The organism is Enterococcus italicus (assembly GCF_023743875.1).
GTDB lineage: Bacteria > Bacillota > Bacilli > Lactobacillales > Enterococcaceae > Enterococcus_G > Enterococcus_G italicus.
Window position 1 is genome coordinate 1,423,146 of sequence record NZ_JAMRVB010000001.1, and the last position, 21,854, is coordinate 1,444,999.

Below are 21,854 nucleotides of genomic sequence, written 5' to 3' on the forward strand. Positions count from 1 at the left end.
GGACGTTCTGGTTTTTTTTAAATGAATAATAAGTTCTCTTCTTCTAAATCCAATGACCAAGTATGCGTGTCAAAATGATAGCATAATCTACCAATAGTCATGTCGCTTGCAATGGTGGGCGAGGCTGCAAGCTCTTCTTCAGCAATGAAAAGAGGGATGCACAATACTTTCGAATCTTGTGTGAGCTGATGAAAACAAAAAATCATCCCCTCTTTCATCGGCTCTCTTAAATTCTTTAATAAATCAACAGGCAAATTATCCAGAGTTGTCGCGCGCTTAAAGAATGAACGCTTCTCATTCATGCGCGCGATGGCTAACTGCTTGATGCGACCGGCTAAAATATGATAAAACTCATCCAAATAACGGTAATACACCCGAGCGACGTCGTGTGGCAAATCGAAGTAAACAAAATTATTTTGCAATTTATAGAAAAAAGGTGAGTGGAGGTGATTGCGCATGTGGCCAAAATAAAGCAGCTCCGAAATTTCAAGAGGAGACAGCTCTTTTAGCATGGATACGTCAGTGAAATCAATCCATTTATTTTCCTCATTCATGCGCCCTTTGGTAACCAATCGCGCGTAACGATCGACCGCACCGGCACCGCGAATAATCTTCAGGCCAGTATGTGTCTCATAATCGCCGTATTCCGTTGCAGGATTAAGCAGTAATAAGTTCTTTGGGGGGTGGACGACACCTAAGTGGAAATCTTTTGCATTGATGCCACGTGTAACCACGACGTTACTGGTTGTATCAATGTGAACATATACTGTTTGATCCATTCGTCTTCCCCTTTCATTGCGTACTATCCTTAGTTTATTTTACAACAAAATCCTCAGTTTGTTCGTTAAAATTAGGTTACAACAGTTCACTTGTTTCAGCAATCTTTGTAATCTTACTTTTTTGTCATAAGCATGGTATCATGAACAAGAGGTGACTGATTATGAAACTGGGGCGCATCAAAAATTGGCTGGTGAATCTAGCATTGCTTTTGTTACTGCTCATCGGTTTAGCATTAGTATTTAATAATCAAATTCGCTCGTTTTTTATGGCGCAACGTACTGCTCAGTATGAGTTGACTAACGTTTCCCAAGCGACCATTGAAAAGAACGAAAAAAAAGAGGCTTCCTTTGATTTTGATGCGGTCCAACCCATCAGCACGCAAGCGGTCTTAGAGGCACAGCTATCGAATAAAGCCTTGCCCGTCATTGGAGGCGTGGCGATTCCGAGTGTCTCGATTGATTTACCAATTTTTAAAGGTGTCTCCAATGAAGCGCTTCTCTATGGAGCGGGCACGTTTAGTCCGTCACAGCAAATGGGTGAGGGGAATTATGCGTTGGCTAGTCATCGGACGGATCGCCAAGACTTATTATTCACCTCATTGGATCAAGTAGAGACAGGTGCAGTCGTTTACTTAACGGATTTGAAAACAATCTATACCTATCGAGTCTATCGAAAGGATCGGATTCAACCAACACAAGTCGAAGTCCTTGATGACGTTCCGAATAAAAAGATCCTCACATTGATTACTTGTGGAGAGTTGACGGGTGAGACGCGCATTGTCGTCCAAGGTGAATTAGAAGCAACGACTGCGATCGCTGACGCAACGAAAGACATGTTAGCTGCTTTTGAAATGGCGCAAAAAACGTATTAATCAAATGAGTGGGAGTGAGCAAAATGGCAGATGAATTTCGTTATGAAATTGTAGAAGAAATCGGCGTGGTGTCAACCAACGCAAAAGGATGGCAAAAGGAATTGAATTTGGTCAGTTGGAATGGTCGGCCGCCGAAGTTTGATTTACGTGATTGGGCCCCGAACCATGAAAAGATGGGCAAAGGCATCACACTAGCCAATGAAGAATTAGTAGAACTGAAAAAAATACTCACAACTATGTAATGAGGGTGAATCATGAAAAGTATGACCGGATTTGGCAAAGCACAAGTACAGACGGGCCAAGTGCAGATTGATATTGAAATAAAGACAGTCAATCAACGTTTTTTAGATACGCAATTTCGCATGCCACGAGTACTGAATGAATCAGAGCATTTGCTAAGAAAAGTACTGACTACCTACCTGACAAGAGGGCGTGTGGAAGTCTTTGTGACGCTCACTGATCTTGTGCCAAGAGCCAAAGAAGTGCGGATAGACTGGGATACAATTACAGCAATTGTCAATGAAGTAGAAGCTGAGAGTCAAATACGTTTTGGCGTAGTGCTTGCCAAAGAGCCATTAATCCAATCACTTTTGGTGCAGGAGCAATTTTTTACGTTGCAAGAGCAAGCATTGTCTGGTTTTGTGCCCGATGTGTTAGCGACTTTTGAGCAGGCTTTACAAGCAGTCGTAGCTAGTCGCTTGCAAGAAGGACAACTATTAAAGAATGTTTTATCAGAACAACAGGTTGCACTGAATGCGACATTAGCCGAGTTAAAAGGGTTTTATCAGACGTATGAGCAAGAGTATCAAGAGCGCTTGACGAAAAAAATCAGCGACTATCTGAATGAAGTCGATGAAGCACGCTTACTGACAGAAATTGCCGTATTGATTGAGCGTGGGGACATTCATGAAGAATTGGACCGGCTTACGGTGCATCTTGTGAAGCTAGAGCAATTACTAGAGAAGACCGAGCCGGTGGGACGTGAACTAGACTTTTTGATTCAAGAAATGAACCGAGAAGTCAATACCATTGGCTCAAAATCGACAGCGATGGTGATTAAAAATGCTGTCGTCCAATTAAAAACCATTATTGAAAAGATGCGCGAGCAAGTCCAAAATGTCGAATAAGGCGTGGCTGAACCAACGCAGGAATAAAGAAAAAATTGTTCTTTTTAATGCTATTTTCAAGATAAACTTGAAACTTTCACAAAAAAAGTGCACAATAGACGTTAAGTAGATTTTTTTATTGAGAGGGCGTCGTTATGACTGAACGAGGGTTATTAATTGTTTTGTCTGGACCATCAGGAGTTGGCAAAGGTACAGTAAGAAAGGCCATCTTTGATAGCGAGGACAATGATTTTCAATATTCGATTTCGATGACAACGCGTAAGATGCGGGATGGCGAAACGGAAGGTGTCGATTATTATTTCCGCTCACGAGAAGAGTTTGAGGAATTGATTGCCACAGATGAGATGCTAGAGTATGCAGAGTATGTCGGTAATTATTACGGTACTCCTTTGTCTTATGTACAAAAGACGCTAGATGAAGGCAAGGACGTCTTTTTAGAGATTGAAGTCCAAGGTGCAAAGCAAGTAAAAGAAAAAGTGCCAGATGGTGTCTTTATCTTTTTAACACCCCCAGACTTGAGCGAGTTACGCTCACGGATTGTTGGACGTGGAACAGATGCGATGGAAGTCATTGATGAGCGCATGCGTGTGGCACGAGAAGAGATTGAAATGATGGCGTTGTATGATTATGCGGTTGTAAATGATGAAGTCCCTAAAGCTGTGAAGCGTGTGAAAGAAATCATCGCCACAGAGCATTTTCGGGTCAATCGAGTCATTGGTAAATATAGAAAAATGTTAGAGGAGTTGTAAGAGTATGATGTTAAAACCTTCCATTGATTCACTGTTAAATCAAGTGAACTCAAAGTATTCATTAGTTATCTTAGCGAGCAAGCGCGCGCATGAATTAGATGCTGGCGCCCAAGCGACCTTAGAAAAATTTGATTCTGTAAAAAGTGTCGGGCAAGCACTAGAAGAGATTGATGCAGAGACAGTTGTCGTTGATCCTCATCCAGAAGTTAAACGAGCACGCTTGAAATTAGAAGCTGAAGAACAAAAAGCCAAAAAAGAGCTAGAGCAAAAAGACTTAGAAAAGCGCATCAAACAAGAACAAAAACTATAACAGGTGGGGGCAGAGTGAGCAATCATACTCTGTCCATTCTTTTTTTGTCGCATCGTGTCCTTGGGTTGTGTTACAGACAAACTGAGTATTTTCTAGTAAAATAAAGCTGCGAGTAAGCAAGGAGGGATAAGGAAATGAATATTGCGCAAGTCATTGTCGATGTACCAACAATGCAAACCGATCAGCCGTTTTCTTATTTGATTCCAGAAGAAATGCTTACGGTGATTGAGCCAGGCATGCGGGTCGAAGTACCGTTTGGCAATGGCAATCGACATATCCAAGGCTTTGTGGTCGAGCTCACTCAGCTACAAGAGTCAGAACATGAATTAAAAGAACTCATCCGACCCCTTGACGTCACACCAGTCTTGAACCAAGAATTATTGGCGCTAGCTGATTATATGAAAGAAGAGACATTTTCATTTAAAATTACTTGTCTACAGACCATGTTACCGAGTGTGCTAAAGGCTAAATACGACAAGCAAATCCAAGTGCTTGTGCCTAGTGCATTGCCAAAAGAGTGGCAAGAGTTCTTTGCGCAAGGAGTGGTGCCGTATGAAGAAGCCATCCAACAAATGGGCATCGCGGCCATCCAAAAATTACGACAAGCCGGCATACTTGATATCCAGTATTTGGTTAAAAAACAAAACCGCGTACAAGCCATAAAGATGGTGTATTCGACCGTTACGGCAGAGAATTACCAACAATTTGTCCAGTCTATTCGTAAAGGTGCCACCCGCAAAGTGCAGCTACTGGAGCGCTTGACGCAAGTGCCTAAGCGTAAGTTGCAAGAGTATCTAGATGAAGGAATCTCTCGTGCTGTGATCAATCAGGCAGCCAAAGAGGGGTGGTTACGAATAGAGGAAGAAGAGCGCTACCGTGATCCTTATGCCAATCGTTCATTTGCGCCCTCTTCCCCTTTACAATTAAATGCTGAGCAAGAAGCTGCGCTCAAAGCGTGCGAGCAAGCGGAAGGTCAGAGTCAAACGTTTTTACTTGAAGGCATTACAGGTAGCGGGAAAACAGAAGTGTATTTGCAAGCGATCGCCAGTGTCTTAAAAAAAGGCAAAACGGCGATGATGCTCGTACCCGAAATTGCCTTGACACCTCAAATGGTCGAGCGCTTCAAAGGTCGTTTTGGCGAAGCTGTTGCAGTCTTACATAGCGGTCTCTCGCAAGGAGAAAAGTATGACGAGTGGCGCAAAATCGAACGCAAAGAAGCCCAAGTCGTCGTCGGTGCTAGATCGGCGGTGTTTGCGCCATTAGAAGATATCGGCTTGATTGTTGTCGATGAAGAGCATGAGTCTAGCTACAAGCAAGAAGAAACACCGCGCTACCATGCGCGAGATTTGGCTCTTTGGCGCAGCAAGTACCATCACTGTCCAGTCATCTTAGGAAGTGCTACGCCGTCTTTAGAGTCACGGGCCCGTGCGCAAAAAGATGTCTATCACTTTTTACAATTAAGTCAACGAGGCAATCCCAACGCACTCCTACCAAGTGTCGCCATTATAGATATGAAACAAGAAATCATACGCAAAGATACGACCACTTTCTCACGCGTCTTACAAGAAAAGATTCACGACCGTCTCGAGAAAGAAGAACAAGTCGTCTTGATGCTAAATCGTAGAGGGTATTCATCGTTTGTTATGTGTCGTGATTGTGGCTTTGTCTTACCTTGTCCAAACTGTGACATCTCGTTAACTTTGCATATGGATACCAAAACAATGCGTTGCCATTACTGTGGGCATGAAGAGCGCATCCCGCATCAATGCCCTAGCTGTGGCAGTGACAAGATACGCTACTACGGGACCGGTACACAAAAAGTACAAGAAGAGCTACTCCAATTATTCCCCGAGGCCTCTGTTTTAAGAATGGATGTCGATACGACGCGGAAAAAAGGCGCGCACGAGCGAATTTTACGAGCGTTTTCGGAAAAGAAAGCTTCGATTTTATTAGGTACGCAAATGATTGCCAAAGGATTGGACTTTCCAGATATTACGCTAGTCGGCGTATTAAATGCCGATACATCGTTGAATTTACCTGATTTTCGTGCAAGTGAGCGGACGTTTCAGCTATTGACCCAAGTCAGTGGTCGTGCGGGAAGAGCGCAAAAGCCAGGAGAAGTAATTATCCAGACGTTTAACCCTGAGCATCACGCGATTGTCTTATCGCAGCAGCAAAATTATGAAGCATTTTATCAAAAAGAGATGCATCTTCGTCATCAGAGTGACTATCCGCCGTATTATTTTACAGTCAAGATTGTCGCCAGTCATGAACAAGAAGAACCAGCAGCACGCAAGATGTACCAGGTCTTTCGAGAAGTCGAGCAGGTGCTTAGTCCACAAGCCAAAATTCTCGGCCCTACACCACATGCGATTATGCGCATCAAAAACCGCTACTACTATCAAATTATCATCAAATACAAACGAGAGCCTCAGCTGGCTAGCTATCTGAAAGAATTATTGGAACGTAGCCAAGTCGACCAAAGAAATGGATTGTTTCTTTCGATTGATAAAGAACCACTTTCGTTTATTTAAAAAAGGAGCGCACCATGCGATACCCAATTATTATTCAACCAGATGAACAACTGAGAAAGCCAAACCAAGAAATTCAAGAGCTGACCGATGAGTTAGTTGACTTATTAGATGATATGTATGAGACGATGCTGGCCCATGATGGTGTGGGAATAGCAGCACCGCAGATTGGCAAAAATTTGCAGATGGCGGTGGTTGAGGTCGATGAAAATGATCGGTTTGACTTAATTAATCCTCAAATTATCGATCGCAAAGGCAAGAGTGTCTTTGTAGAAGGCTGCTTAAGTATTCCGCACGTCTTTGGTACAGTAGAACGAGCAGAAGAAATTACGGTGCGTTATTATGACCGTGAAGGCGATGAGATGGAAGTGACGGCTTATGGGTATTTAGCCCGTGCCATCCAACATGAGATTGATCATTTGAATGGGGTATTGTTTACAGATAAAGTACTAGAAGCCATTCCAGAAGAAGAACTTGAAAACTATTATGAGGAGCATGAACATGACTAAACTAATCTTTATGGGCACACCGGCGTTTTCAGTCCCTATTTTAGAAGGATTAAGTGAACAAGGTTACGAAATAGTAGCAGTAGTGACCCAACCTGACCGACCAGTTGGCCGCAAGAAAATCGTGCAACCGACACCAGTCAAGGAAGCCGCACTTAAGCTAGGTATTCCGGTCTTGCAACCAGAAAAACTCTCCGGCTCACAAGAACTCGAGCAGCTGATTGCGCTGGCGCCTGATTTGTTGGTGACGGCCGCTTATGGGCAATTTTTACCAGAGCGCTTGCTACAAGCTCCTACCCACGGCGCCATCAACGTCCATGCGTCATTGCTACCCAAATATCGCGGTGGTGCACCGGTTCATTATGCCATTATTGAAGGTGAACAAGAAACGGGTGTCACCATCATGGAAATGATCAAAAAGATGGATGCTGGTGGAATCTACGCACAAGAAAGCTTACCAATTACCTCAACCGATGATGTCGGCACGATGTTTGATAAATTAAGTTTATTGGGCAAAGAGTTGTTGTTACGCACCTTGCCAACATTATTATCTGGTGCATTGCAACCAATCCCTCAAAATGAGGAAGAAGTGACTTTTTCACCAAATATTACTCGCGAACAAGAGGCGATTGATTGGCAAAAAACAGCCCATCAAATTGACTGCCAAGTGCGGGGCATGCGTCCATGGCCAGTCGCCTTTACGACGTACGAAGGAGCGCGCTGGAAAATTGTAGACGTGCAACCACAAGTGAAAAAAACAACGGCAACGCCGGGAACAATTATCGAAAAAACCAAAACCATTTTGGCGATTGCTTGTGGCGAGGGCACGGTGCTTCATCTATTACGCTTAAAACCAGCAGGTAAAGGCGAACAAACAATTGCTAGCTTCTTGAATGGCAGTGGCCAAAGTGTACAGGTAGGTGAACGATTAGGTGAGTAAAACAGTCACTAAGACCGTACGTTATATCGCTTTCACCCTATTGGAACGAGTCGATAAAGGTGGAGCGTATTCCAATCTAGCCATTAAAGAGGCGATTGCCACGACACAATTAAATGAAAAAGACGCACGCTTGTTGACAGAGCTCGTCTATGGGACAATCGGTAACCAGTTGCGCTTGGATTATTACTTAGCACCGTTTTTAAAAAAGGCGAAGAAAGTCGACAGATGGGTCAAGGTCTTATTGCGTATGTCGGTCTATCAGCTGCATTTTCTGGATAAAGTCCCTAGTCATGCGATTTTTAATGAAGCAGTAGAAATTGCCAAATACCGCGGCAATGTAGGTGTCGGTCAATTTGTAAATGGTGTCTTACGTCAATTGCAACGAGTCGGCGTGCGAGATGTGGAGCAAATTGCTGAGCCAATGGAACGTGTATCCATCACGTATAGTTTGCCGATGTGGCTTGTACAAGCGTTGGTCAAACAAATTGGCCTAGAAGCGACAGCAGAGCTAGGCGCGTCCTTGATGAAGCCAAGCCATGTCAGTGCGCGTGTCGATACGCGTGTTTGCACCATGCAAGAAGCGCTCGACTCATTAGCTGCAGAAGGCATTACGGCACAGCCAAGTGCGATTTCACCAGTTGGTCTAGTTGGAGAAAAAGGCTTTTTAGCCGGTAGCGAATTATTTACACGCGGCCAGCTAACAATCCAAGATGAAAGCTCTATGCTAGTGGCTCCCATGCTAGCGATCGAACCAGGAGATAAAGTCTTAGATGCCTGTGCTGCTCCGGGAGGCAAGACGACCCATATAGCGACTTACTTAGATGCTGAAAAGGGTGGCGAAGTACGTGCCTTAGATATTCATCCACATAAAGTAGCCTTGATTGAAGAAAATGCTATGCGCTTGCATGTCGAAACGGTCGTTCATGCGCAGCAATTAGATGCTCGCAAGGTGTCTGAAGTATTTGCCCCGGAGACATTCGACCGTATTTTAGTCGATGCCCCTTGCTCGGGTATTGGCTTAATTCGACGCAAACCAGATATCAAATACCAGAAAACACCACAAGATTTTACCAATTTACCTAAGATTCAATTAAGTATCCTTGAAAGTGTTGCGCCCACTTTGAAATCAGGTGGACGAATGGTCTATAGTACGTGTACAATCATGGAAGAAGAGAATGAGCAAGTAGTGGCTGCTTTCTTAGCGAAGCATCCAGAATTTGAATTGGTCGAACCCGTCGTATCAGAGAGTGTGCGTGGAGCAATCAAAGATCATATGTTAACGATTTATCCGCAAGCATTCCATACGGATGGATTCTTTATTAGTTGTTTACAAAAGAAGTAACGAGGTGACAAGAATGGAAGTCTGTTTTTTAAGTGATGTTGGCCAAAAGCGGCATACGAACCAAGATTACGCTCAAGTCTATTACAATCGTCAAGGCTATCTTTTAGCATTATTGGCAGATGGGATGGGTGGACACCAAGCCGGAGATGTCGCAAGTATGCAAACAGTCGAAGACATTGGCAAAAAATGGCAAGAAGCAGAAGTAGATACCGGTGAAGAAGTTGCAAAATGGTTAATTCAGACCATCCAAGATGAGAATCAAGTCATCAAAGAATTGGGTGAGTCACGGGCCGAATTAAATGGCATGGGAACAACGATTGTAGCTGTCGTAAGTATAGCTGATCAATTTATTATTGCCTATGTAGGTGATAGTCGTATTTATTTGTTGCGCGAAGGACAATTGATTCAGTTGACAGAAGATCACTCTCTAGTGAATGAGCTAGTCAAATCAGGAGAAATCTCACCTGAGATGGCCGTAAACCACCCACGTAAAAATGTTCTGACACGCTCGATTGGCATGCCCAATACCTTAGAGGTTGATGTGGCCAACCATTTTTATCAAGAAGATGATTATTTATTGTTGTGTTCAGATGGGTTAACAAACATGGTGACAGAAGGTGAAATGGCGCAGATTATTGAAGAAAGCCCCTCAATGCCCGCGGCGTTGCAAGCCTTAATTGACCGTGCCAATGAATACGGTGGCCTAGACAATATCACGGCACTCTTGTTGCATTATGGAGGTGAAGTCATTGCTTGATATCGGTAAAAAAATTAATGACCGCTACTTAATTATTGGCAATATCGGTAGTGGTGGGATGGCAAATGTCTTTTTAGCCCGCGACTTGATTTTGGATCGCGAAGTAGCGGTCAAAGTCTTACGCTATGACTTCCAAAATGATCAAGCAGCCATTCGCCGCTTTCAGCGTGAAGCGCTGGCTGCTACTGAGCTCGTCCATCCGAATATCGTCTCTGTGTATGATGTTGGAGAAGAAGACGGCCAACAATATTTGGTGATGGAATACGTCAAAGGAATGGATCTAAAACGGTATATCCAAACACAGTATCCGATTGCCTATGACAAAGTCGTCGATATTATGGATCAGATTTTATCAGCGATGTCCTTAGCCCATCATCATCGCATTATCCATCGTGATTTAAAGCCACAAAATATTTTGATTAACGAAGAAGGCGTCGTTAAAATCACTGATTTTGGGATTGCCATTGCGCTCTCTGAGACGTCGATTACCCAGACGAACTCGATGCTAGGTTCTGTGCATTATCTTTCACCCGAACAAGCACGTGGAAGCATGGCGACCAATCAATCAGATATTTATGCGATGGGAATCATTCTTTATGAGATGATTACCGGACGGGTACCATTTGATGGTGAATCAGCAGTTACGATTGCGCTGAAGCATTTCCAGGATGAATTGCCAGATATTCATATCTATAGCCAACAAGTCCCTCAAGCATTAGAGAATGTTGTGTTAAAGGCGACAGCGAAAGATCCAATCAATCGCTACAAGACGACAGAAGAGATGCAAGCAGATTTGTATACGTCACTAGATGCCAATCGGGCCCAAGAAGCAAAATGGTCACCAGTCCCGATTTTGGATGAAACTCGCGCCATCGAACCAGTCGAAGAAGTCGTACCCGAAGCACCTGGTGTTCCTGAAGATGTCGTAAAGGAGCAGCCGACCAAAAAGAAACCCAAGCGTCGTTGGTGGATTCTTCCTTTGATTGTCTTATTGATTGTGCTAACAGCTGGTGGGTATTGGGTCTATGCAAGTGGGCGCCAAGAAGTGACCATACCTGATGTGAGTAATCTTAGCCAAACAGCTGCTGTCGAAAAGCTGACCAATGCAGGCTTAAATGTTCGGAATACAACCAAAGAAGTTTCTAGCGATGAAGTAAAAAAAGGGAACGTTGTAAGGACTGACCCGCAAATAGGTACAGAAGTGAAAAAAAATAGCCGGGTAACCTTATACATATCCACTGGGAAAGATACCGTAGACATGCAAGATTATACGGAACAGACCGTTGCAGATGCGAAAAAAGCACTCATTGCCCTCGGGTTTGTCGAAGCGAATATTACATCTACGGAAGAATATAGCGATGAGGTAGACAGTGGCAAAATCATCTCGCAAACACCTGCAACAGATGACAAAGTCGTACCAAGTGAAGCGAAGATCGCCTTTGTCGTAAGTAAAGGAAAAGAGCCGGTGACGGTTCCTAACCTTGTCGGTATGACGAGTAGTCTAGCCGTTCAATCACTAGCGGATATCGGCATTACCAGTCCAGATATCACCTACCAATACAGTGATCAAGATAAAGGGGATGTCATTGCTCAAAGTCCAAATAGTGGACAACAAGCCATCCCAGGAGAAACAACTGTGACACTTGTTGTTAGTAGTGGGATTGAAAAAGTGACAGTTCCTGACCTAACTGGTAAAACGAAAGCCGAAGCAACCAAAGCTTTAAGTGATCTTGGCCTGACCATGACGACGACAGAAGAATACAGCGATACTGTCAAAGAAGGATCTGTCATAAGTAATGATCAGACGAATCAAGAAGCCAAAAAAGGAACAGCAATCGCCGTTGTCTTATCTAAAGGCAAAGAGCCTGAGAAAAAGACATTCACTGTTAATTTAACTGCGGCTTTTGATAAAGATGGCGCGGACACGCAAGTAATCAAAGTCTCTATCAGTGGGGCAGACGATCCGACTGGTCAAGTCAATGAAGTGACATTGACCAAAGATTCTGATGACTATACTCAAGCGATTGCGATTACCGTTAGTGGTGATAACAAAGCAACAATCACGATTACGAGAAATAATACGCAAGTTGTCAGCCAGCAAGTCGATCAAGCAAAACAAATTACTATTCCATAAAAGGCTGAAATAACTTGTTCAGCTACAAGTATAAGACCAGAAAAGCTAGAAGTTGTTTCTCAAACTTTTGGCTCTTCTGGTCTTTTTCTACAACAAGAGGCAAAGCAGAAAGTTGTTTCTTTTTACAAATCGATGTATAGTGAACAAACAACAAATTCTCACAGGCGATAAGCCTTCTTCTTTCCAATGAGAAAAAAATTGGGTATAATTAAGGTCAGTATTAGTCAAGGGAGGAACGAATTCATGGCGCAACAAAATACCTCTGATTTAATCGAAGCCTATATTAAGCAGATTTTAGAAGAGAGTGAAATCATTGAAATCCGACGGGCCGAGATGGCTAGTTTGTTTCATTGCGTTCCCTCACAAATTAACTATGTCATTAATACTCGCTTTACCATCACCCGCGGCTATAGTGTCGAAAGTAAGCGAGGTGGCGGTGGCTACATTCGCATTGAGAAGGTTCGCATGAGCAGTTGTCATCAGTTTTTGGAGCATGTCAAGCGATTGTTTGGCGATGAGTTGACCGAAAAGGATGCCATTGCGATTATTCAAAAGTTGTATGAAGAAGAAATTATAACAGAGCGAGAAGGGCATTTGTTGTTAACGACAATTGCCAAAAGTGTGTTAACTATTGCTGAAGAAGATCAAATTCGTGCGTCTCTAATGCGTGCTATATTGGAACGTTTGAGTTATGAAGATAGGAAGTGACTAGTATGGATGAATTATTCACACCAAGAGCAAAAGCCGTATTAGCAATTGCTCAAGAAGAAGCAAAATATTTCAAGCATCAATCGGTCGGTTCTGAGCACCTCTTATTGGCACTCATCATCGAACAAGAAGGAATTGCAGGTAAGGTCTTACGCGAAATGAATGTCCAAGAAAATGACGTTCGCGAAGAAATTGAGCATTTGACTGGTTATGGCATGGTAAAAGTATATCCAGAAGGTAGTTTTTTACCATACTCACCACGAGCAAGACAAATCTTTGCTTATGCTGGTGATGAGGCCAAACGCTTTGGCTCTCAACAAATCGGCACGGAGCATTTATTATTGGGATTGATGCGTGATGAAGAGATTTTAGCCTCTCGCATCGTCTTGAACTTAGGCTTTAGTCTATCCAAAGTCCGTCAATTACTAAAAAAAACAATGGGCGTCTCTGAGAATAAAGCTGCTGGTAATCGCCGGCGCCAAACACGTTCGAACAATCAAGCAGACGGGACCCCAACATTGGATGCCTTGGCGCGTGATTTAACCAAATTGGCGCGCGAAAACCGCTTGGATCCAGTCGTTGGTCGGACCAAAGAAGTCAAGCGCTTGATTCAAATTTTAAGTCGTCGTACGAAAAATAACCCGGTCCTAGTCGGCGAACCAGGTGTCGGTAAGACAGCTATTGCAGAAGGCTTGGCCCAAAAAATCGTCAACGGTGAAGTCCCAGACGATATGCAACAAAAGCGCCTAATGATGCTAGATATGGGTGCTTTAGTAGCCGGGACAAAATACCGCGGGGAATTCGAAGACCGCATGAAAAAAATTATTGATGAGATTTACCAAGATGGTCAAATCATTTTGTTCATCGATGAATTGCATACCTTAATTGGAGCAGGAGGAGCAGAAGGGGCAATCGATGCCTCGAACATTCTGAAACCAGCCTTAGCGCGTGGGGAATTGCAGACGATTGGTGCGACCACTTTAGATGAATACCAAAAATATATCGAAAAAGATTCTGCTTTAGAGCGACGTTTTGCGCGTGTGCAAGTCGATGAACCGACAGCAGAAGAAGCAGAAGAAATCTTAAAAGGGCTCCGTCCACGCTACGAAGAGCACCATGGCGTAGAAATTACTGACGATGCATTGCATGCGGCCGTCCAACTATCCATTCGTTACATTAACTCACGCCAATTGCCAGATAAAGCGATTGACTTGATGGATGAAAGTGCTGCGAAAGTGCGGTTGGATAAAGCGGATGAAGCGACTCGCTCGACCGTTTTACAAAATCAATTGGTTCATTTGATGGAACAAAAAGAAATGGCCATTCGTGACCAAGCATTTGATGAAGCAGCCGCGATTCGCCAAAAAGAAAAAGTCGTTAGCCAAGAATTAGCAGCGTTGACATTAAAAGAAGCAAATGAAGTGGCTAATTATCAAGATGAAGTCTCTGCAGAAGATGTCGCAGGCGTCGTGTCACAATGGACAGGCATTCCTTTGAATCAGTTAGAGAAAAAAGAAAGTGAACGCTTGTTGCAACTAGAAAGTATTTTACATCAACGCGTAGTCGGCCAAGATGACGCAGTCAAAGCAGTGGCCCGTGCCATTCGCCGTGCGCGTAGTGGCTTAAAAGATCCGAATCGTCCGATTGGCTCATTTATGTTCTTAGGACCAACTGGTGTCGGCAAGACGGAATTAGCAAAAGCATTAGCTGAAGCGATGTTTGGTAGTGAAGATGCCTTGATTCGTGTCGATATGTCTGAGTACATGGAAAAATATAGCACCTCACGCTTGATAGGGTCTCCTCCAGGCTATGTGGGCTATGATGAAGGTGGTCAATTAACAGAAAAAGTACGCGCCAAACCATATTCTGTTATCTTGCTTGATGAAGTCGAAAAAGCACATCCAGATGTCTTTAATATTTTGCTACAAGTATTAGACGATGGTCGCTTGACCGATTCAAAAGGGCGTAACGTTGACTTCAAAAATACGATTTTGATTATGACGTCAAATATCGGTGCAACCCAAATTCGGGAAGAAAAAAATGTTGGCTTTAATGTCGTTGATGTCAGCAAAGATTACCAATCAATGCAAAAAAGGATTATGCAAGAGCTGAAAAAAGCGTACCGACCTGAATTTTTAAACCGGATTGATGAAACAGTCGTCTTCCGTGCGTTAAACCAAGAAGAAATTCATGAAATTGTGAAAATCATGAGTCAATCGATTGTTCGACGCTTGCAAGATCAAGAAATTCAACTAAAAATCACACCAGCTGCTTTAGATGTAATTGGCAAAGTTGGTTTTGATCCAGAATACGGAGCGAGACCAATCCGCCGTGCCTTGCAAAAAGAAGTGGAAGATCGCTTGAGTGAAGCGTTACTTGCCGGTCAAGTGCACCTAGGAGATCGAGTAACCATTGGCGCGAAGAAAGGAATCATCACCCTATCTGTGCGTGAGCCAAAAGAAAAGAAAGTCTTACAAGAAGTCTAATAAAAGCTATCTGATCATGAGCGATATGTGCTCGGATTAGGTAGCTTTTTTCTTCGTGAAAAAAAGAAAAGGTTCTTCATTTCACAAATAGTTTGTGATAATATGAATAAGTTGATAGGAGGAGAGAATATGATTGAATTGATTGCAACAGTTGAATCACTTTCACAAGCGGAGGCCTTGCTTTCGTACGTGGATACCCTCTATTTTGGTGAAGAGCAATTTGGTTTGCGCTTGCCGCACTCGTTTTCTAGAGAGCAGCAAGCCGAGTTGGTTGCTTTGGCACATCAAAAAGGGAAAAAAGTGACCGTTGCCGTAAATGGTATCATGCATCCAGAAAAAATGACAGAAATTCCAGCGTATTTAGCTTTTTTACGGACTATTAAAGTAGATCAGATTGCGATTGGGGATCCAGGAATTATCTATGTGATGAAGCATCAGCCGGAATTGGCGATTCCCTTTATTTATGATGGTGAGACGCTAGTGACGAGCGCCAGACAGATCAACTTTTGGGCGAAAAAAGGGGCAGTCGGCGCCGTACTCGCACGTGAAGTTCCCTTTGAAGAGATGCACTCTCTTGTGGAAAGTGTCACAATTCCGACTGAAGTGTTGGTCTATGGAGCGACCTGTATTCATCAATCCAAGCGACCATTGTTACAAAATTACTATCACTTCACCAAGCAAAAAGAGCAGGCCAGCAAAGAGCGCGGTCTCTTTCTTTCAGAACCAAAAAAACCCGATACGCATTATTCCATTTTTGAAGATAGTCACGGCACACATATCTTTGCCAATAATGACCTATGTCTGACTGACGAGCTAGCTGAGCTAGTGGCTACTGGCTACGGCACGTGGAAGCTAGATGGTCTTTTCACACCGGGGGATAGCTTCGTTGAAGTCACAAGCTTATACCATCAAGCACGCCAAGCCATACTAGCTGGTACGTGGGATGAGCACCAAGGGCAAGCGTTATTTGCTAAGCTGGCGGCAATTCATCCCCAGTCACGCAAACTCGATACAGGATTTTACCATCTCGATCCAACAAAAATAAAATAACTCAAGGAGGGTTTCTTTTACCATGCAAGTAAAAAAACCACTGAAACGTCCAGAGATTTTAGCGCCAGCTGGGACCTTGGAAAAATTAAAAACAGCGATTCATTATGGAGCGGATGCTGTATACATTGGCGGCAATGCATATGGATTACGTAGCCGTGCGGGAAATTTTTCTTATGAAGAAATGGCAGAAGGTGTCGCGTACGCCAAAGCGCATCAAGCCAAAGTCTATGTGGCAGCAAATATGGTTACCCATGAAGGCAATCAAGAAGGGGCGGGTGAATTTTTCCGCCAACTACGGGATGTCGGTATTTCAGCAGTTATTGTATCTGATCCAGCGTTAATCGAGATCTGTATTACCGAAGCGCCAGGATTGCCAGTGCACTTATCGACGCAAGCATCGGCCACAAATGTCGAGACATTAGAATTTTGGAAAGAAGAAGGCTTGGAACGCGTCGTATTGGCGCGTGAAGTGTCAATGGAGGAAGTTGCTGCTATTCGTGCCAAGACCGATATTGAGATTGAAGCCTTTATTCACGGTGCGATGTGTATTTCGTATTCTGGCCGCTGCACCTTGTCCAATCACATGTCGATGCGTGATGCCAATCGTGGAGGCTGTTCGCAGTCTTGTCGTTGGAAATACGACTTATACGACATGCCATTTGGCTCTGAGCGCCGGTCATTAACCAATCAAGGAGCGGTGGCAGAAGAGTTTTCGATGAGCGCGGTAGATATGTCTATGATTGAACATATTCCTGATTTGATCGAAAATGGCGTCGATAGTTTTAAAATTGAAGGGCGGATGAAGTCGATTCATTATGTATCGACAGTGGCCAATGTGTACAAGGCAGCCGTCGACAGCTATATGGCTGATCCCGAACACTACGTCTGCAAGCAAGAATGGGTTGATGAGTTGTGGAAAGTAGCGCAACGAGAGTTAGCAACGGGTTTTTATTATCATGTTCCTACCGAAAATGAGCAATTATTCGGTGAGCGTCGTAAAATTCCGGAATACAAATTCATCGGTGAAGTAATGGCTTACGATGAACAAACCAAAGTAGCCACCATTCGTCAGCGTAACTACTTTTCAGTCGGCGATGAAATCGAATTTTATGGCCCAGGCTTCCATCACTTTGAACAGACTGTCTTAGAGATGAAAAATGAAGAGGGCGAGGCCATTGATCGTGCGCCGAATCCAATGATGATACTAACGATGCCCGTCGTTGAACCCGTTCAAGTCGGTGATATGATGCGGAAGAAGAAATAAGAACGAAGAGGCCGAGATAGATTCAAGCAACCAGAAAATCCAGAAGTTGTTTCGCAAACTTTGTGGGTATTCTGGTTGTTTGCTTGCTAATTCGGTCGCGCTGGTTTATTTGAAATCAGCGAAAAAGTATGTGACACCTTTTCCACAAGTTACTTGTCTTGACCGACTGTCAGACGCGTGGTAGCTTAATGATAAGTTATTCTATGAGGAGTGAAGAGATGAGCCAAGTGAAGTCGTATGATTATATTGTGATCGGAGGAGGTAGCGGTGGGATCGCCTCTGCTAATCGTGCGGGAATGCATGGAGCAAAGGTGTTATTAGTAGAGGGAAATGAACTAGGTGGGACGTGTGTCAATGTGGGCTGCGTGCCCAAAAAAGTTATGTGGCAAGCAAGTGATTTACTGGAGAGTGTTCGCCGAGACACTTCCGGCTATGGGATTTATGCACATGTGGACAAAGTTGATTTCACGGAGCTTGTGGATAACCGTGAAGCATACATTACCTATCTTCATAGCGCGTATCAAAAGGGATTAGACGGAAATAACGTAACAGTTTGTAGAGGTTATGCACAATTTGTGGATAACTATACGATTTCTGTGGATAACCAATTGTTTGAAGCCAAGCATATTTTGATTGCGACGGGAGGACGGCCAAAACCATTGGCCATTCCAGGTGGGGAGTATGTGATTGACTCAGATGGTTTCTTTGCCTTAAGAGAATTGCCAAAAGCGGTACTTGTACTTGGCGGCGGCTATATTGCGGCGGAGTTAAGTGGCGTCATTCATGGCTTGGGTAGTCAAGTGACGTGGGCGTATCGCAAGGGATTGCCACTAAGGACGTTTGATCAGATGCTTTCAACCAATTTAGTTGAGCTATATCAAGAGATGGGTATTGGGATGTGGCAAGATGCCGTTGCGAAAAAAATCGAAAAAGTCGGTTCAACGTATCAAACGACTTTTGAAGATGGTCGTACTGTGGTGAGTGAGTGCGTCATTTTTTCCGGTGGTCGCCAACCGAACACTGGGAATTTAGGCTTAGAAAAAACCGACGTCACATTGGATGACCAAGGGTTTATTCAAGTTGACAAATTTCAAACGACGACAAGTGAAAACATTTACGCTGTCGGCGATGTGACGGGTGCGGTAGAGTTAACACCTGTCGCGATTGCAGCGGGCAGACGTTTGTCTGAACGATTATTTAATCAACAAACTGAATTATTTTTGGATTACCATTTGATTCCGACTGTGGTCTTTACCCATCCACCTATTGCGACCATCGGACTGTCCGAACAGCAAGCAAAAGAGCAGTATGGTGAAGAGGAGCTGACCATCTATCGCAGTCGCTTCACGCCGATGTACTTTGCTTTGAATGAGTACCGCCAAAAATGCGAAATGAAACTGATTTGTCTTGGCAAAGAAGAAAAAATCATTGGCTTACATGCGATTGGTCGCGGAGTTGATGAGATGTTGCAAGGCTTTGCTGTGGCAATCAAAATGGGCGCAACCAAGGCTGATTTTGATAATACTGTAGCCATTCACCCGACTGGCGCAGAAGAATTTGTGACAATGCGCTAAAAATTGAAAGGTGGGAACAAGATGTATCTAAAAAACGACTATGCATCCCCAGTAGGTCAGTTAACACTTTTGGCTAAGGGAGAGTCTCTTGTTGGTATCTGGTTTTCTGATCAAAAATACTTTTTTGCGTCGTATTCCTTTGAAGAGATTCCGACAGGGACGAATGAAATCATCGACCAGACGCGTGTGTGGCTCGATGAGTATTTTTCAGGACATCAGCCATCAATCGAACAGATACGACAGCTACGCATTGCACCAGAAGTGACACCCTTTCGCCAAGCGGTCTTAGAAGTGTTGAAAGAAATTCCATACGGTGAAGTCTGGAGCTATCTAGACATTGCTAAAAAGCTGACAGACCAGTCAAATGCAAAGAACTGGGCACGCGCAGTAGGCGGTGCAATCGGTCATAATCCAGTAGCTATCTTACTTCCTTGCCATCGTGTGATTGGGAAAAATGGTAAGCTAACAGGCTATGCTGGAGGCATTCAACGCAAGCAGGCCTTACTTGATTTTGAAAGAGGACAAGCATAAAGACCATACCATCCAAACAGTTGCGAAACAACCTCTGGATGGTATGGTCTTTTTTCTTGTAGCTAGTCTGTCACAAATTTTATGATTGTCGCGATAAGATCGTCTCTGTCAATTGAGCGAGTTGATCGCGCTCGGTTGTAGCTGGCAATTTTTTAATTAGCTTTAGCGCTTGGTCAGTATACTCTTTGGCAAAATCTTGCGCCCGAGTAACGCCGCCCAAGTCATGCACCAATTCAAAAATCAGGTGTTGTTCTGCCTGGGATAAGTTCCCACGTTTTTCAAGTAAAGGTCTGAGACGTGTCGCATCACTTTCTAAGGCTAAAATTAGCGGCAAAGAATAGACGCCTTGCTTCACATCTTCTAAGACAGGCTTGCCAAGCTTCTGTTGGTCTTGTGTATAGTCTAAAATATCATCCATAATTTGAAATGCCATGCCGATTACTAGGCCGGTTTTTCCAGCTTGCTCGGCAAATTTACGACTCGTGCCACTTTCATAGGCACCAATGGCACAACTCAGCGCAAAGAGCTCTGCGGTCTTACCTGAGATTGCCTCGAGATAGTCAGCAACCGATAGATTGATATTGTAGCGATTGTCCATTTGCCCAAGCTCGCCATTTAAAATTGATTCCATACTTTTGGAGTGCATTTGGAGACTTTTCATGGAAGAAGCATAATTAGCCATCAGCTTAAAACAAGAAACAAATAAGTAATCTCCCGCATAGACAGCTACGCTATTACCAAATTGCGAGCGAATACTTGATAGTCCACGGCGCAATTCAGCTTCATCGACAATATCATCATGGATTAACGTCGCGGTATGCAGCATTTCGATTGCAGCAGCAATGGCGGTAGCTTTTTTTTGATCTTGCTCTGGTCCGAAGCTTGAAAATAATAACTGATAAGCCGGGCGCAACATTTTTCCACCAGCGTGAATCATTTGTAAGACGGCTTGTTCGACCGGTTTGTTTTTTAAATGAATGGCATCTTCCATTAAAACCAACGTTTCTTCTAGCTCAGTCTCTAACGTCGGATAGGCATGCCACATGGGATGAAGTTCCATAGTAGATTCCTCTTTCGATTATTCTGTAAACCACGTTTGGTTTGTTTGACGTTCGTATTCACGTCGAAACGCTTGTAACGTTTCGACGCGCTGTAAAAGGTAATTGGCGGCAATCCCAATCGCAATTCCCGATAAAATACCTAGAAAAGACAAAATTGGCAAATAGAGCATCACAGTCCAAGACTGGGCGATAAAAGATGCGGTCACTAATTGTCCGACATTGTGCATAAATCCTCCGACAGCACTGATACCGACAATACTGACGCGCTTTGGTCCTAATTGCTTAACTAGTAACATACCAAAGTAGCTCAGTAATGCGCCACTCATGCTGTATAAGAAGGTAGATAGGGTCCCCCCTAAAAGAGTCGTCAATAGCAATCGTAGCCAAATTAAGGTGAAGCTGTCTTTTTTTGGCATGGTAAACAAAGCAATAATGGTAATTAAATTGGCTAGACCAAGTTTGGCACCAGGAGCAAAGCCAAATGGATAAGGGATCATATTTTCAATCAAGCCAATAATGACACCTTGAGCAACGAGTAGTGAAATGAAAATGAGTTTTCGTAAACGAGTTGAAGGCATAGGTAGGGCAAGCATCAATAAATTAACTCGCCATCGTCACCTCCTGTAGTCGTTTGGATTTCGATGACTAATTTATGAGGTAGGCAGACGATGCTCTCCCCTTTTTTTGAAATCCAGCCTCGTTGTACGCAGATAAGATCGCCACAATTGGCATCAGTAATCCGAATTTTATCCCCGGATACTTCAATGATATTGTAGTCGCCATCTGCATCTTCGTAGCGATATGTATAAGTTTTCCCATCACTGGCCAGCGCAAACGTGCGGATTTCTTTGCCATCCACTCGTAAAACAGCCGTAGTTTTTTTCGTATCGGTCGTAGGTGTTTGCTGGTAGCTGAAAATGATAAGTGGGAGAAAGGAAAGTAAAATTAATAGTAAGATCATGACACCGTCCCATGGTTTCATACGACTATTGCGAAAAAATTGTTTGAATGACATGAGCGGGCTCCTTTGTTTTTGATAGTAGTGTATCATATTTGGAACAGAGATGACATTGTTCTTAGTAGCAATAAATTATCCGAACTGGCAGGACTGGTATTGTCTCATCACATTGGAT

General features: G+C 43.6%; 21 protein-coding genes. 17 read left to right on the top strand and 4 right to left on the bottom strand.

Annotated elements, in window-relative coordinates:
• Positions 1-17 precede the first annotated feature (17 nt).
• Positions 18-779, bottom strand: coding sequence for a hypothetical protein (locus NE257_RS06950; RefSeq protein WP_007207758.1), 762 nt, complete (start codon positions 777-779; stop codon positions 18-20).
• Between the two features lie 161 nt (positions 780-940).
• Between NE257_RS06950 and NE257_RS06955 the strand changes: the two genes are divergently transcribed.
• The 17 genes from NE257_RS06955 to NE257_RS07035 all read left to right on the top strand — a co-directional run bounded on the left by NE257_RS06955 (position 941) and on the right by NE257_RS07035 (position 19,660).
• A complete protein-coding gene (locus tag NE257_RS06955; RefSeq protein WP_251886083.1) occupies positions 941-1,651 on the top strand; it encodes a class A sortase in 711 nt (236 codons plus the stop codon).
• 23 nt (positions 1,652-1,674) lie between these two features.
• Positions 1,675-1,893 (top strand): YdbC family protein, encoded by a 219-nt coding sequence (locus tag NE257_RS06960; RefSeq protein WP_251886084.1) that lies wholly within the window; start codon positions 1,675-1,677, stop codon positions 1,891-1,893.
• A 12-nt stretch (positions 1,894-1,905) separates the two neighbouring features.
• Positions 1,906-2,778 carry a YicC/YloC family endoribonuclease gene (locus tag NE257_RS06965; RefSeq protein WP_251854591.1) on the top strand — a complete coding sequence of 291 codons (873 nt, stop codon included), beginning with the start codon at positions 1,906-1,908 and terminating at the stop codon, positions 2,776-2,778.
• Positions 2,779-2,912: 134 nt separating this feature from the next.
• Entirely contained in the window at positions 2,913-3,527 is a 615-nt protein-coding gene (gene gmk, locus NE257_RS06970; protein WP_251886085.1) for a guanylate kinase, read from the top strand.
• Between the two features lie 4 nt (positions 3,528-3,531).
• The gene (gene rpoZ, locus NE257_RS06975; RefSeq protein WP_007207752.1) at positions 3,532-3,837 is read left to right on the top strand and encodes a DNA-directed RNA polymerase subunit omega; all 306 of its coding nucleotides are present in this window, start codon (positions 3,532-3,534) and stop codon (positions 3,835-3,837) included.
• Between the two features lie 134 nt (positions 3,838-3,971).
• Positions 3,972-6,371: a primosomal protein N' gene (gene priA / locus NE257_RS06980; RefSeq protein ID WP_007207751.1), complete on the top strand. Its 2,400-nt coding sequence runs from the start codon at positions 3,972-3,974 to the stop codon at positions 6,369-6,371.
• A 14-nt stretch (positions 6,372-6,385) separates the two neighbouring features.
• Positions 6,386-6,877: a peptide deformylase gene (gene def / locus NE257_RS06985; RefSeq protein ID WP_251851925.1), complete on the top strand. Its 492-nt coding sequence runs from the start codon at positions 6,386-6,388 to the stop codon at positions 6,875-6,877.
• Positions 6,870-7,814, top strand: coding sequence for a methionyl-tRNA formyltransferase (gene fmt / locus NE257_RS06990; protein WP_251851926.1), 945 nt, complete (start codon positions 6,870-6,872; stop codon positions 7,812-7,814). Before def ends, fmt begins: the two co-directional genes overlap by 8 nt.
• Positions 7,807-9,156 (top strand): 16S rRNA (cytosine(967)-C(5))-methyltransferase RsmB, encoded by a 1,350-nt coding sequence (gene rsmB / locus NE257_RS06995; protein ID WP_007207748.1) that lies wholly within the window; start codon positions 7,807-7,809, stop codon positions 9,154-9,156. Before fmt ends, rsmB begins: the two co-directional genes overlap by 8 nt.
• Before the next feature lie 13 nt (positions 9,157-9,169).
• Positions 9,170-9,913: a Stp1/IreP family PP2C-type Ser/Thr phosphatase gene (locus NE257_RS07000; RefSeq protein ID WP_040366336.1), complete on the top strand. Its 744-nt coding sequence runs from the start codon at positions 9,170-9,172 to the stop codon at positions 9,911-9,913.
• The gene (gene pknB / locus NE257_RS07005) at positions 9,906-12,047 is read left to right on the top strand and encodes a Stk1 family PASTA domain-containing Ser/Thr kinase (protein ID WP_251886086.1); all 2,142 of its coding nucleotides are present in this window, start codon (positions 9,906-9,908) and stop codon (positions 12,045-12,047) included. The genes NE257_RS07000 and pknB overlap by 8 nt, the downstream gene beginning before the upstream one ends.
• A gap of 243 nt (positions 12,048-12,290) precedes the next feature.
• The gene (locus NE257_RS07010; RefSeq protein WP_040366332.1) at positions 12,291-12,755 is read left to right on the top strand and encodes a CtsR family transcriptional regulator; all 465 of its coding nucleotides are present in this window, start codon (positions 12,291-12,293) and stop codon (positions 12,753-12,755) included.
• Between the two features lie 5 nt (positions 12,756-12,760).
• Complete coding sequence (locus tag NE257_RS07015; protein WP_251886087.1) at positions 12,761-15,241, top strand: ATP-dependent Clp protease ATP-binding subunit; 2,481 nt, start codon at positions 12,761-12,763, stop codon at positions 15,239-15,241.
• A gap of 129 nt (positions 15,242-15,370) precedes the next feature.
• Positions 15,371-16,291, top strand: coding sequence for a peptidase U32 family protein (locus NE257_RS07020; RefSeq protein WP_251886088.1), 921 nt, complete (start codon positions 15,371-15,373; stop codon positions 16,289-16,291).
• 22 nt (positions 16,292-16,313) lie between these two features.
• Positions 16,314-17,555: a peptidase U32 family protein gene (locus NE257_RS07025; RefSeq protein WP_251851930.1), complete on the top strand. Its 1,242-nt coding sequence runs from the start codon at positions 16,314-16,316 to the stop codon at positions 17,553-17,555.
• 227 nt (positions 17,556-17,782) lie between these two features.
• Complete coding sequence (gor, locus tag NE257_RS07030; protein WP_251886454.1) at positions 17,783-19,129, top strand: glutathione-disulfide reductase; 1,347 nt, start codon at positions 17,783-17,785, stop codon at positions 19,127-19,129.
• Between the two features lie 21 nt (positions 19,130-19,150).
• A complete protein-coding gene (locus tag NE257_RS07035) occupies positions 19,151-19,660 on the top strand; it encodes a methylated-DNA--[protein]-cysteine S-methyltransferase (protein WP_251886089.1) in 510 nt (169 codons plus the stop codon).
• Positions 19,661-19,739: 79 nt separating this feature from the next.
• On the opposite strand, the gene NE257_RS07040 is transcribed toward NE257_RS07035, so the two are convergent.
• From NE257_RS07040 to NE257_RS07050, 3 genes are read right to left on the bottom strand one after another with little or no spacing between them, the layout of a single operon-like run.
• Positions 19,740-20,720 carry a polyprenyl synthetase family protein gene (locus tag NE257_RS07040; RefSeq protein ID WP_251886090.1) on the bottom strand — a complete coding sequence of 327 codons (981 nt, stop codon included), beginning with the start codon at positions 20,718-20,720 and terminating at the stop codon, positions 19,740-19,742.
• Between the two features lie 18 nt (positions 20,721-20,738).
• Positions 20,739-21,314, bottom strand: a complete 576-nt coding sequence (locus NE257_RS07045; protein WP_007207738.1) for a Gx transporter family protein — start codon at positions 21,312-21,314, stop codon at positions 20,739-20,741.
• Positions 21,314-21,736, bottom strand: coding sequence for a NusG domain II-containing protein (locus tag NE257_RS07050; protein ID WP_251851933.1), 423 nt, complete (start codon positions 21,734-21,736; stop codon positions 21,314-21,316). Before NE257_RS07050 ends, NE257_RS07045 begins: the two co-directional genes overlap by 1 nt.
• Positions 21,737-21,854 lie beyond the last annotated feature (118 nt).